This is a genomic window from Bacillus sp. FJAT-28004, assembly GCF_001280845.1.
In the GTDB taxonomy this organism is placed as follows: domain Bacteria; phylum Bacillota; class Bacilli; order Paenibacillales; family Paenibacillaceae; genus Pristimantibacillus.
Window position 1 is genome coordinate 24,756 of sequence record NZ_LGHP01000005.1, and the last position, 13,234, is coordinate 37,989.

Below are 13,234 nucleotides of genomic sequence, written 5' to 3' on the forward strand. Positions count from 1 at the left end.
GCCAAGATAATTAAATAAATGGAGGCTGATAGTAATGAAGGAGAGGGTAGAAAGAGTTGATAAAAAGCATCGTGTGACGTTGAGGATCGATGTGGTGACGCACAATGAGATAGATGCGTTAAGCTTCCGACATAATATCTCGCTGAATTTGTTTTACACCGAAGCCATTGAATATGCTCTGGATAGCGAAGAATTCATTAATCGGGTTAATAATAAATACAAAAGAGATATGCGCCGTGGACATTTTACCTATCAGCAGGACATGAATACGTTAAGACGTGGGAGGCTGGTTTAGATGTCATGGCTTGGAGATGTTTTATTTGGTAAGCGTGAAAAGCAAGCAATACTTGTCCATCTCTCACCGAAAGTGGTCGCCGGAATGGAGACACTGGTGTACCTCCATAACGCTCGGACAGCAGAAGTTGATCATATAACCCTAGACGATGTTTTGGAATACGCAGCCGGGGCCGTTGTAAGAAAAACGCTAAAGATTGCTAATCGCGAAGAATCAAAGAAGCCGCCTTCCGATTCGTCAGAAGTTGTAGACTATGTTACGCATCGGATTGGAAGTGGGAGGAAGCAATTGAGATAGCAGATGACTCTGGACTTTTTATTATGATATAAAATTATGTATATAGCGGCAAAATAGCGGCAATTATGTTATAATGAATGTATGGAGGCGATGTTATGTTTCAACCGAGATTTTCAAATACCATGAAGATGGTTAATAAGCTGCTTGAGATTCAGCGGTCGAGTGTCATTATCGATCAATTACCGTTGCCCGTGGATATGCTGGAGCAATTGCAGAAGGAAGCCAAAGAGACAACGGTATTACTTTCCACCAGAATGGAAGGCAATGACCTAGATGATGAACAAAAACGTAAAGCTCTTTATCAAAGTAGTGACGTTGATGCAGAGCAGGAAGTATATAACCTAATGAAAGCTATTGAGTTCCTAGAAGATTCAGAGCGTAGAAGCCTGCCAATTACTGAAGAATGGATTAAAAAGCTTCATGCGATCATCCGTATTTCCCATGGAAGGCGGCCAAGGCTGAGCGAATACCGCACAGAGCAAAACAGGGTAGGGAACCGAAATCAATCAGGGTTTTACATGCCGCCAGAGTATACGGATGTTCCTGTCTTGATGGAGGACTTTGTCGCATGGCTCAATTCTCCCGAAACGCATGAACTGCCAGCACCTATTCGGGCCGGTATCGCCATGTGGCAGTTATTAACCATCCATCCTTATATGGACGGTAATGGACGGACGGCGAGGATGATTGCGACCTACATTTTGCGGCGGGGGAGTTTTGGATTAAAGGGTTTATTCGTGCTCGAAAACTTCTATGATCGGAATCTAAACGATTATTATAAGGCGCTGCAAATGGGATTGTCACATAACTACTACTTTGGCCGTCATGATGCGGATTTAACGGTTTGGTTGGAATACTTCTTGAATGGTCTGGCAGAGGTTTACACGCAGGCAGCGCAAATTGTTCAAGTGAAGAATTCAGAGCTGCTACGGGTAGAACCGGAACTAATCAGGCAATTGGATCTTCAGCAGCGGCAGTTATTCAGGCAATTGGTATTTAGACAGGAAGAAATTACGCCAACGGAAATCATGATGCTACTTAGTATGGGAGATCGGACAGCCAGGGAGAAAATAAAACAATGGATCGAGAGCGGCTTTTTACAGCCGAAAGACCCGAACGCTCAGCGCATACGAACCGTTATTTTATCGGAATGGTATGAGGAGTTAGCTGATCAAATTAGAGAAAATCCCGAGCAGTATCGTTACTTGCTATCGAAGGAAGATATATAGTTAACTAATGAGGAGCTGCTAAAAGGGCGGCTCTTTTTTGTACCCTGCTATTAGAGAAGAGGAATAAACGTGAAAAATGAGCGGACTTTTCTCTCAACATCAAACGAAAAAAATACGGGGCACCTTCTGCAAGAGAAATTTATATAAAATATTAGCTAAACCAAAAGTTTTCATAAATAATAATACTTATAGCAAAGCATTGATGTTTACTGGAAGGCATGGTGATGGCTGAATGCCGCGCAAACGGACTCCCGAAGAATTTAAAGCAGATGTAAAACGTCTTGTCGGTGATGATTACGAAGTAATGAGCGAATATGAATACGCGCTGTCCAAGATTCAAATGAAGCACAACAATTGCCAACGGGTATACGAGGTTACGCCGGCACATTTCTTGACGGGAACCCGTTGTCCTTTTTGTGCGGGGAAGATGCAAACCCCTGAAGATTTTCGAAGAAGGGTTCACGAGCTGATAGGAGAAGATTACAGCGTACTAACGGATTATGTAAAGGCAAATAGCAAAGTTCAAATGATTCATCATATATGTGGCCATGTTTATAATGTCACGCCTAATTCCTTTTTGAGGGGGGCGCGTTGTCCCAGTTGTAGATTTCTCCCGAAGAAAAATACAGAAGAATTTAAAGCTGAAATTACTGAATTAGTCGGGGATGAATATGAATTAATTGGTGAGTTTTTAGGAGTTAAACACCCTGTTCGTTTTCTTCATCGTATCTGTGGAAGCGAATATGAAACGAATGCTACTGGTTTCAGGACCGGATGGAGGTGTCCTTATTGTGCGCGTACAAAAAGAAGCCGGACCTTTAGAGATTTAGCTACTGAAATCGAGGCGTGTACGCAAGGAGAATATACTTTAAGTTATAACAATGCAGATGACTATGTTTATGCTAAACATAAAGTTAGGATCAAGCATAACGTTTGTGAGTATATTTACGATTCATACTACCATCAATTTCTTAACGGAGCCAACCGTTGCTCGGCGTGCAAGTCCCAATTAATTAAAGGGAGGACCTTTGAAGATCATGTACAAGAATTAGGTCATGATGAGTACGAAGTTTTGGGGGAGTATATTGATTCGAAGACCCGCGTTCAAATCCATCATAAACGGTGCGGTCACATCTATGAGGTTATGCCATATGATTTTCTCCAGGGAAGTCGGTGCCTTCCTTGTGGCATACAAAAAAGAGCTAAAAAAGCAACCCGGACTCATGAGGAATTCGTACAGTTAGTTTATGAGTTGGTTCAAGACGAATACTCGGTAACAGGAAGATATATAAAGGCTCAGCATAAGATACAAATGCAACACAACATTTGTATGCATAAATACGAAGTAACCCCGGCCCATTTTATAAATGGAACCCGTTGTCCTTCTTGTTTCGGGAATAATAAACGGAGCACACAAGAGTTTAATGATGAGGTGTTTTTAAGGATCGGCGAAGAATATAAGGTGCTTGGTGAATATGTATCAGCGAGAAAAAAGATAGAGTTGTTGCATGTGGTGTGCGGAAATAATTATGCGGTAACTCCGGATTCATTTTTACGTGGGAGTCGTTGTCCCTATTGTGCTGGAAGGGTGGCGAAAACGCATAAAGAGTTTCTAAAAGAGGTTAATGAACTTGTAGGGGATGAATATACCGTCTTGGGTCGGTATACTAATACCAACAATCCGATTGAGATGCGCCATAATGTTTGTGGGCACTTGTATAAATCGCGACCAGGAAATTTTATTAAAGGTTACCGATGTGCTCTATGTGCTGGAAACTTAAAGAAAACTACCGAACGCTTTCAGGAAGAAGTTCAGGAACGATATGGGAATATTTATACTGTTATCGGTGAATATATTGAATCCAGAACTCCAATTCAGGTTCGTCATGAGGTATGTGGCTTTGTATACGACATAACCCCAGATAATTTGCTTCGTGGCAAAGGATGTTTTTTCTGCAATCGCATGTCAAAACCAGAGAGGGAGTTATATGCGTTTTTACGTAATCGTTCCATATCATTTGATATTCAGAAAAGCTTCGAGGAACTCCAATATGAAGAGGCACTACGATTTGATTTCTGTATATATTTGAACAAAGAACAGACGAAATTTGCCCTTGTAGAATATGACGGAATGCAGCATTTCAAGCCGGTCTTTGGAAGTGACAACTTAAAAGTAACCCAGGCTCGAGACCAATTAAAAGATGAGTTTTGTTTAAAAAATAATATCCAGTTTAAACGTATTCCCTATTATAAAAACCATATTCGCTCAATTGAAAAGTTTCTGGATCATTTAGGTTTATAAAATTACTCCTATTAGAACAGGAAGCATACGCGTCAATGATCAGATAACGAGCTATTGTTAGATTTTCTTTCGCTCTGCCTAGACTAAAAGTGAGCTACCTAAAAAGCAAGTGTTTAGGTGGTATCCCATCTAGTATAGGAGAATGATTCATGAACGAAATATTACTACGTTTAAGAGAACTTCATGAACAAGAAATGTCCAAGTCTCTCGAAGAAAGGTATGGAATAACAGCTCTTCCCTTTAATGAGATGATTGAAGAATATGCAGCGAAAGTCCCTAAGTACGAGTTATTTTGGGACCTGCCTGTCATGCCATCCTATAATGAGTATCTAAGTCGTATTCGAAAACAAACGGAAGGTTAATGATTATATTCGACCTTCTGATGAATGAAACAGGAACAGTCATCATGACTATTCCTGTTTGCTAGTAGTAGAAACCATAAAAATTGAATGAATTATCAATCTTTATTTCAAATTATCAAACTTTGATTTAATGCCACAAGTGACACAAGTTTGCTTATTAATAAACAAGCGATACAACTTTGCTTGAATAAAACATGTTTGGCAAAGTAGGGTGTTAAGACTAGCAGTTTTCTTGTATTTTTATGATCGAGTCAGGCTTTTTAATTATAAAAATCAATGATACATTAGGTAGATACAATATTTAACAACATAAGGAGGCTTTATGTTAACTAAAAATGATAAATTCGATTTACCAGAGGAATTCTATGATTTTGCATTTATGCCCAAATTTAGTGATAACATAAAACAGTTAGCTGGTCTGGCTGAATCAGAAGACTGGGGTTACCAAAGCACAGAATCGGATTCTGATTTTCCCATTTTAGAGAATTATATAAAGCATACATATAAAAGGATTGCAGAAGAAAAGAAAGTGTCATTTTCAGATGATGGTAAGTATGCTTGTTTTAATACTGGACTTCTAACACCTAATCAAGAAGCTATTTTTATTCTTTTTAATGAAAACAAAATGGTTATGCAAAGTTACTGGCATTTTTGGAAGTTTGCTCGAAAGGGTGAACATGATATGCGATATTTCTCTATTTTGCCTGACATGGCATATTATTTTGATACACCAATAAAGCTAGTGTTTGATCCTAAAAAAAATTTGGTTGTGAACTATGAACATATTATCGAAGATAATAAAGAAAGATTCCAAGCACCATATAACACCATGACAAATTATACATTAATTAATAACATAAAAGGTGTTATTGATAGTGCGTTAGAAAGACTAAAAAGAAACTATAAAATTGCAGTTCCTCAGTATTACAAAAACAATATCCAGTTATTATTGCCTCTTTGCTTATCCAATCCGCAAGTAGCGGACCTTGCGTTAGTTGTAGAGGATTATGGGACAATGTACCGTTCTGCTACATGCTTAACCCTCGATATGGCAATTAATAATGCAAGACTGCTCGCAAAACCAGACAGGGACTGGCTGCAACCATAATTCACTAAAGAAGTACTATTGAAATAACCCAAACATAAAACTTAATCAAGCGGTTTGTGACGCGTTTTTTATTTAAGCAAAGTTGGTGTCGTGTATTAAAGTAGTTTGTGTCGGTGCACAATGATGGACCACTCCTTTTGGAATGGTCTTTTTCGCTCTTTTAACATTCGTAACAGAATATACATTCTGTTACGAAAAATCATTACTTTTGGCCTTTTTTCCCACCCATTATGATATAATTAGCTTATATTATTCGTAACAGAAGTTTTTCAGGAAGAGGATGGGATAAACATGCCATTTGAAAAGTTGTCTACCTGGAAGGATCAAAATCCGGAAACGTATTAAACGGTTCGTTACCTATGCAGGTAAACCAGGAGAAGATGAGATACCTGAAGTTTTAAAGCGACAAATGGAGGATATGGTTAATGATTCAGATGTGGTGTAACTCATCATATGAGATACATAGGTATCAACAATCAGGATGTTATTAACATATTGGAGTGAGATATTTGGAATGGTACTTTTTTGGAACCTGGGATGAGTGTACCCCGTTTACCCTAATCGATAATGAAGAAACGCTATTTTTCTTGGTTGATAAACAAGACATAGATTATTGTAATGAAGGCAATTGGATTTCCGGGAAAATTGTTGATGGATTTTTGTTAAGCTATGATTTTGTATCGAGCGATGGCAGTATGAAGTTCCGAGTGGATAAGACGCACATATTTAGAGTAAAGCATTCAGATGAAGTTTTGGAACAATTCGGAAATCAACTAGGGGTGAAAATGAGGATGGATAAAATACAACTTACATCACCTATAGTAGCTGCAATAAAGAATGGCTTACAAAAAGAAATCAAGCATTGTCAGGAAATTGCTGATTATTACCAAGCTAATCCTGATTTTGAAGAGACTCCTGGTCAGTCTCAAAAGCATTTAGAAGAAGCAAAGCTTGCTCGTGAATGGATTAATCAACAGTGGTTGCTGTAGAATCAGATTGGGAAAGTTTTAAGGAGAGAGCAGCATGAGTGGGACTCGAAATTCCAAACAACTATTGGCTTGATGGTTATGTTCAGAAAATAAATTCTAGAACAATGCTAAAGAGAAGCTATAAATTCACTTAAATTACAGGAGGAAATCAATTGAAAAAGCCTCTAACACGGAAAGAGCAAGTTCAATGGCTTATTAGCAAATTAGGCCGTGATTATGGGTGGTCGTTGGCTATGAAAACAGATTCTGAAGTAGTGAGCGAATTCGAATCAATCTACCAGGCTTATCAAGAACGGCATGAAGACACAGGCAATGAGCAGAATGCTTTACTATGCCTGATTTGTGAATATGAAGTCGAATGGAGCTGCAGCTGCGGATGCGAAGATAAACAGCCCGTTCTTAGTGTTAATGATCCAAGTTATGAAAGCCGGTTAAAAGCGTATGAGGATGAAGATGAGAAATTGCATAGCGAATTCTTTAATAAGTTAAGTGAAATGAATTTTTTAGATACAGGAAATGGTCATTTGCTAAATCCTTCATTTATTCAAGATTTCGATCTGCAGACCGGCGTTGTTACTTTTTCAGATCAGCAGATTGTGGTTAGTCCACAGTACAGAGCAAGTTTCATTCCCTTTTCTAAATGAAGCATTAAATATCCGCTTTTGAAGAGAGGTAATTTAGCAAGAAGTATTAATTTGTATCGAAGGTGACAAGATTAATTTGTCGTTGCACCAAATATCTTTGAAGGAGTTGGAATTGTGGGAGAAAGGCGATATTTATCGGATGAAGAACTGGACAAACGGCAAAAATGGGGTTTCATAGGATTCGGAATCTTTTTATTGGTACTGATAGGTGGGTTAGTATATTTTTTGGGGTGAGCATGGGCGAATTTGAGTAAATACGGCGGTTGATTTTTGAAGGAGAATTTTAGTGAAAGGGATGATATCAAATGCACGAAGTCTCTAAATTCAGTAGTTACCCGTTATGGAGGTATCAAATTGCTAATGTGGACGTTGAAACGAAAAGCCAAGATCTCTGAAGATGAAACAAACTTGCGTATTGATTTTTTAGGTTTACTGGAAACGTTGTGGTTATCTTCAGGTGATTATCGTTTTGGCCAATTAATAGTAAATATTATAGATAAACAACATCCGAGGATTCTTAGCAATGATCAAGTAAAAAGAATTTCAACTGCGGATTGGATCAATTATGTCAATCAAATCAAAGATTTAACTAGTGAAGAATATAACGGTTTTGATCCACGAAGAAATCCAAAACGAATACCAGAGGTTATAAAATTAGTGAACGCTGAGTGGTTGGAGAACAGCAAAACGTTTGGTCAATACTTGTTAGATCGCCAAGAAAAAGAAAGACCGGGCGGAGGTCTATATGGTTATGAGATTCATACGAACTTCAATGAATAAAAGTAATGTTGTTGCAATTCATTCTTATTGGGTAGACCACAAGACTATTGTTTAGGGTGAGGACATGAGCGACCAGCATCGACTTAATTTTTTAGAGGAACAAAATGATCATCTTAAAACACTTATGTTTGAACATCTAACCGAAATAGCGGATATCAGAAGAGAAGTTAAAAATTTAAAACAAACTATTTCAGATAGACAAATTGGCAACCAAGAGAAACGACTTATCTTAATGGCAAAAAGTATTATTCAAAACCTTGATCCAGATGGCAACGTATAAGAATTTAACCATCATTCGAAAAAGGAGTGTTTCTTTAAATGGAATTTTTAAAAGGAATTTTAACAGAATTAAAAACAATCGAGGTCATTTGCCTCGATAATCTTAATATTGAAGATCAATTAACTATCCGATCAACTTATCTAGCTGTTTCTGTACCTCCAGAGAATAACACTCATTTCTATAGAGTTACTAATGACAAGGGCAGTGTCGGTGTTTATGAGCAACAAAGATTTAGAAAAGTATAATAGTATACCAATCTCATATGACTGCTGTAGAAAATTATTCTTTCTCGATTATCAGATTAAACCAGGTAGGCAGTTATAGCTTTTCAAATACTCGAAATGGTGTGATCCCTTGGAAGATTATGAATTGGTTATTTTTATTATTCTTCTGTTTTGCGTAGCAATCGTTGTTAAATTACAGAATAACGTTAGAGAACACAACATAAAACGAATTGAAATGATTCAGAAAACATTAAAAGCCTTCGGAGCGATTGAACATAAAGTATGGATTGCTCTAAGAGAACCATCGTTAGAAAATAGATTGGCAGTTAGTTCGGATCTTGAATCCGTCTTCTACCTGGACCCAAGCGATTATCATTTTGTCATGAGTATTGAAGATAGGGATGTAAACGAGATAAAAGTATTTAGAGATGGATTAAATGAAAAGATTCTTAATTATGTGAAGCTGCGTGAAAAACTAGAAAAAAGAATATTCGGAAGAAATATATAAATTTAAGTTCTTTTAGGGGGAATCAAAATGAAAAAACGCCAACGCAAGAAGAATGAAAAACTGCATGTAAGACTTTATCCAGATGAGGCGAATTTATTATTTATGACTTCAGAAGAAAGAGAATTGGCAGTCAACGATTTCATGCAATTTCGTCAAAAGCTAGCAAGAAGAAGGTACCGGGAGCTTAAAAATCTTAGAATGATGTACGTTTATCCAAATGGCACATCTGGAAAACAATTTATCAATAGTATGGCTAGTCAAGGAAATGTAAATTTAAATTTGATTCAAGCAGCTGCGACAACCATTATTATAATTTGAGTAAGAAAGGAGAGTAGATCTGATGCAAGATGATATCATTAATTTGAAGCTTCAGTTTTATGGAGGTATTATTGCGATCGCTATATTGGTCCTTTTACTTCTCACCCAACAAGATGCTCAGTTTATGGAGTTTATTATCGAGAGTAAACCACTGATGGTTGTAGGTATTTTAGTGATATTGCTATTTAGCATTACCATTGTTGCGAGTTATTTGAAACTAAAACCGACATGGAAAGAGTCCAAACAAATAAAATTCGTATTGGCAGATTTGAAACGTAAAAATATTGAAATCATGATGATGAACATTAATATTACGAATGAGAATAAGCGTCACTTTATAGCAAAAGATGTGTTGGGGAACACCCATGAATATAAATTCAATAAATAATTGAACATAAGGAGTTAGGAATAAACAGCTACATTTAAGGAGCTACATCATGAATAAAACCTTTAATACTGAAGCCTTAGATAATCAATTCTGGATTGATGGATATACTCAATCTTTGCAACATTTATCTGTGGGTACTGTCGATGCTTATGTTCGTGTGATTCGGCAATTCATGGGGTGGTTGGAGCAGATGCCGGGCGGATCTGAAGGTTTTCATCCAGAACAATTAACAAAGACAGCCGTATCCACGTACATTAAGCAATTAGAGAATGATCATTTGAGTTTAAGCCATCTAGTTCGTGTAAAGAGTGCGATTAGCGCATTTTCAAAGTGGCTAATGGAAGAGCATCGATTATTACAGATAAACCCAACAAGAGGGATTGATATACCTGAGCAAGCCTTACTAGCCCCGCGAATTTTAAGTCCGGATCAGCGTTACATTCTGAAAAATCTAGTGGAAAGAGATGGAACTAAACGCAGCGCAGCATTATTCGCTTTGGGATACTGGGCAGGCTGCAGGGTAAGTGATTCGTCCTTTTTACTTTTGCATAATACGCATTTAGGACCAAAGATCGGATCTCTTTATGTGGGGCATAAAGGCAATAAAATGCGTAACATACCTATTATGAACGAGGTGCGAAAACCTCTATACGAATATATAGAATCGGAACGATCGTTAAGTAAGTTCAGCTCCAGTAAATACGTTTTCTTAAGTAAACGCGGAGAGCAGCTGTCTGATAAAGGAATACATCATTGGCTCAGAACATTGAAAAGCAATGCAAGAAAAGATGAATGGCTACTGATCGAAGACATTACGTATCATGATTTAAGACATGATTTTGCTCATCGAGCACGCGAGGCCGGTTGGCCACTTGAATATGTATCAGTATATTTAGGGCATATAACAAAGCGTGGACTGCCGGCTATTGAAACAACAGTTAGGTATACGCAGCCTAGTCAAGAAGGAATTAGAGAGAAATTAAAAGATATGCGTGGTTGATATTTATCCCGTTCACCTATGGTGGAGGGGATTTTTGCTATTTAAGAAGATTCTTAAAGATAGGTGATAGTGATAATTTTTCTTAGAGTGCTTTTTTTTGTTTTTTTGGGATCAAATGACTTCACCGATGGAGTGTAAATGAAATTCGAGGGACCTGAACTGAGTTTTAGGTCTTTGCTATTTTGAAGATTGATCAAGAAATAGGTTGAGCAATCCTAAGATAAAGAAGGTTGCTCATATGAACAAAACAATCAAAAAAGCAAAGGAAGCATCAGGAAGTAATTTTTTATTCTAAGAGAATTAAAGACAGCAAATTTTTCAAAAGAGTAGTGATTGCATTAAAAATTTTCACTTTTATAGGTAGACTGTGGAAAATCATCTCTTACTTCTTATAACATTTCTACGTATAGTGCTACGAAAAAAAGGCTCCGATAGTAGTCAATCGGAGCCTTATCTTTAGCAATAAATGAGCAGTACAATGTACCCGTAATCTATGTTATATGACCTAAATTATTGTAAAAAAAGGTCGAACTATATGGAAATATTGTACTTTTCATAACATTACTATGGTATAATAGTACTATAGTTTTCATAACATTACTATGTTTTTTTGCAGCAAGAGGAGGTGTAATAACGGATCTCTACCAATAGATTATTTAATAAATTCAAATTAGAAGAAAAGGAGAACAACGAGCGATGAAAGGCAAACAATCCGCCTACATTTATTCTTTTATCGTAACCATGGCTATTTTTGGAGCAACAAATATTATCGATCAATTATTAGGGCAGTCACAGAACACCAAAAGCTATCCTTTCTTTATTTTCTTAGTTTGGACAGCAGCGGTCGCTACATTTTTATATTTCGGATGGATACAAATCTTTATCGTGAATGCGGGATTGCTTTACTTAGTCCAAATATACTCGCTCATCTACCATAAACCGTCTGATAACCCGACACAGTTAGAATGGCTCATTGGCACATTACCATTCCCTAATTCCTACATGATCTTTATTCCAGTAGTGCTCCTCTGCAGCTTAATTTATCAATTTATTATTTACCGTATTGAGCTGAAACGTAGTGAGTTTGTTTATGTAGTAGATGACGAAGATGATGATTACGAAGAAGAACCTTTGCAGCAATAAAATATGAAACCTACATAATGGAGGTGTGCTTAGGATCATGGAACGTCCTATTCTAACTTTCGCAAAACAATACAACCTCACAAGGCGCGAAACCGAAGTACTATCAGCCATCGCTATTCATGGATTCTCAAATGAAGACACTGCTAAAAGTGTTTGGATTAAAAGAAGCACTTTAACACTTCATATGACAAAAATCCTGCAAAAAACAAATACCGAATCTACTCGAGCTCTTCTATCAAAAATTATAAATTTTCTTCTTGAAGAGGCCCAGCCTCAAAACCTTGAAAGGGGTGATAACCAAGAAAATGAAACAGGTAGATAGAAGGAAAAGGCTCCTTTCATATTTACTAATAGCACTAGGAATTTGGAGTTTAATTAGTGTGTTAATGGGATCGGGGCTTGTTTCAAACGATGAAAAAGCAAAACTGTCCGCGTATGCAATCGTATTGATTTTTACAGGAGTTTGGAGCTTTAATCAACAAAATTCAAAGGAGTAATGCTATGAACTGCCCACAATGTCACCATGGGATGCTAGAGAATATCGGGTATGTAGAACTCAAGGGAGGACCTTTAGAACTTAAAACAGTACAATACGTTCCTGATAATGTTTCAGCAATTATGGTATATCTCTGCAGTAGGGAACCCTGCGACTATGTAAATTTAAGGGCAGCCCCCGAATCCCTCTCTTTGGCCAAGAGTAATGTAAGGGATCTCGTGCATGCGCACCGGAAACTGCCGTAAATCAAGATTACCATATTCACAGAATGATGCATATGGTACTTAACGGTAGGGGATATAAATGGAAACTTATAAAAGCTGGCTTAATAAACAAGGAAAAAGCGAGCACACAATTGATAGTTATCTAAATATCGTTCAAAATTTTCAATCCTGGTTTCTATCACATTCTCAGGATGACGAATTCAAACCAACATATGTAACATCCGGAGATGTAGAGAAATGGAAACTTTATTTATTAAATGAAGCAACTTACGTATCAGATAAAGCGAAAAATATCACGAAAAAATATTCTGTTTCAACTGTACGAACCTATTTGAAAGGTTTGAAAAGTTATTTCCACTTCTTAGAACTCACACATGTAATTCCTCAAAATCCTGCTGCCAATGCACATGCTGTACAAGTTAGTCATGAGCAGCAGGATGAAGGGGAAATACGGTGGTTTGCTGAAGGGGAACGTTCGAGATTACTTCATTTCTTAAATGATCCAACTTATAAGAACAAGAATAATTGGAAGGCTTCACGTAATAAGGCAATTATCTATGCTGGACTCTTTGCGGGTTTACGGCGAAGTGAAATCGTACATTTGGAATTAGATGACATATCTTTCGAGAAATCAAGCTTACATGTAT

General features: G+C 37.2%; 18 protein-coding genes. All 18 read left to right on the plus strand.

Features of this window, described 5'->3' with window-relative positions; all coding sequences use genetic code 11:
• The first annotated feature begins 34 nt into the window (after positions 1–34).
• Positions 35–295: a hypothetical protein gene (locus tag AC787_RS32220; RefSeq protein WP_054029091.1), complete on the plus strand. Its 261-nt coding sequence runs from the start codon at positions 35–37 to the stop codon at positions 293–295.
• Positions 296–592: a hypothetical protein gene (locus AC787_RS32225; protein WP_054029092.1), complete on the plus strand. Its 297-nt coding sequence runs from the start codon at positions 296–298 to the stop codon at positions 590–592. It abuts the gene before it with no gap.
• A gap of 95 nt (positions 593–687) precedes the next feature.
• Positions 688–1,821, plus strand: coding sequence for a Fic family protein (locus AC787_RS32230; RefSeq protein ID WP_054029093.1), 1,134 nt, complete (start codon positions 688–690; stop codon positions 1,819–1,821).
• A 232-nt stretch (positions 1,822–2,053) separates the two neighbouring features.
• Positions 2,054–4,123 (plus strand): hypothetical protein, encoded by a 2,070-nt coding sequence (locus tag AC787_RS33570; protein WP_082361417.1) that lies wholly within the window; start codon positions 2,054–2,056, stop codon positions 4,121–4,123.
• A 149-nt stretch (positions 4,124–4,272) separates the two neighbouring features.
• Positions 4,273–4,485, plus strand: a complete 213-nt coding sequence (locus AC787_RS32240) for a hypothetical protein (protein WP_054029094.1) — start codon at positions 4,273–4,275, stop codon at positions 4,483–4,485.
• 322 nt (positions 4,486–4,807) lie between these two features.
• Positions 4,808–5,593: a DUF3825 domain-containing protein gene (locus AC787_RS32245; RefSeq protein WP_054029095.1), complete on the plus strand. Its 786-nt coding sequence runs from the start codon at positions 4,808–4,810 to the stop codon at positions 5,591–5,593.
• 509 nt (positions 5,594–6,102) lie between these two features.
• A complete protein-coding gene (locus tag AC787_RS32250) occupies positions 6,103–6,582 on the plus strand; it encodes a hypothetical protein (protein WP_054029096.1) in 480 nt (159 codons plus the stop codon).
• A 152-nt stretch (positions 6,583–6,734) separates the two neighbouring features.
• Positions 6,735–7,226, plus strand: coding sequence for a hypothetical protein (locus AC787_RS32255; RefSeq protein ID WP_054029097.1), 492 nt, complete (start codon positions 6,735–6,737; stop codon positions 7,224–7,226).
• 354 nt (positions 7,227–7,580) lie between these two features.
• The gene (locus AC787_RS32260) at positions 7,581–8,006 is read left to right on the plus strand and encodes a hypothetical protein (protein WP_152970835.1); all 426 of its coding nucleotides are present in this window, start codon (positions 7,581–7,583) and stop codon (positions 8,004–8,006) included.
• 64 nt (positions 8,007–8,070) lie between these two features.
• Positions 8,071–8,286, plus strand: coding sequence for a hypothetical protein (locus AC787_RS32265; protein WP_054029099.1), 216 nt, complete (start codon positions 8,071–8,073; stop codon positions 8,284–8,286).
• Positions 8,287–8,324: 38 nt separating this feature from the next.
• The gene (locus AC787_RS32270; RefSeq protein WP_054029100.1) at positions 8,325–8,531 is read left to right on the plus strand and encodes a hypothetical protein; all 207 of its coding nucleotides are present in this window, start codon (positions 8,325–8,327) and stop codon (positions 8,529–8,531) included.
• A gap of 109 nt (positions 8,532–8,640) precedes the next feature.
• Complete coding sequence (locus tag AC787_RS32275) at positions 8,641–9,018, plus strand: hypothetical protein (protein WP_152970836.1); 378 nt, start codon at positions 8,641–8,643, stop codon at positions 9,016–9,018.
• Between the two features lie 27 nt (positions 9,019–9,045).
• Complete coding sequence (locus AC787_RS32280) at positions 9,046–9,336, plus strand: hypothetical protein (protein ID WP_054029102.1); 291 nt, start codon at positions 9,046–9,048, stop codon at positions 9,334–9,336.
• Positions 9,337–9,358: 22 nt separating this feature from the next.
• Complete coding sequence (locus AC787_RS32285) at positions 9,359–9,724, plus strand: hypothetical protein (RefSeq protein ID WP_054029103.1); 366 nt, start codon at positions 9,359–9,361, stop codon at positions 9,722–9,724.
• 49 nt (positions 9,725–9,773) lie between these two features.
• On the plus strand, positions 9,774–10,724 hold the full coding sequence (locus tag AC787_RS32290; protein ID WP_054029104.1) for a tyrosine-type recombinase/integrase: 951 nt from the start codon (positions 9,774–9,776) through the stop codon (positions 10,722–10,724).
• A 696-nt stretch (positions 10,725–11,420) separates the two neighbouring features.
• Complete coding sequence (locus AC787_RS32295; protein WP_054029105.1) at positions 11,421–11,867, plus strand: hypothetical protein; 447 nt, start codon at positions 11,421–11,423, stop codon at positions 11,865–11,867.
• Positions 11,868–11,904: 37 nt separating this feature from the next.
• The gene (locus AC787_RS32300; protein ID WP_054029106.1) at positions 11,905–12,189 is read left to right on the plus strand and encodes a helix-turn-helix transcriptional regulator; all 285 of its coding nucleotides are present in this window, start codon (positions 11,905–11,907) and stop codon (positions 12,187–12,189) included.
• A gap of 477 nt (positions 12,190–12,666) precedes the next feature.
• The coding region (locus AC787_RS32315) for a tyrosine-type recombinase/integrase (RefSeq protein ID WP_414731014.1) at positions 12,667–13,234 on the plus strand (568 nt) is incomplete at its 3' end.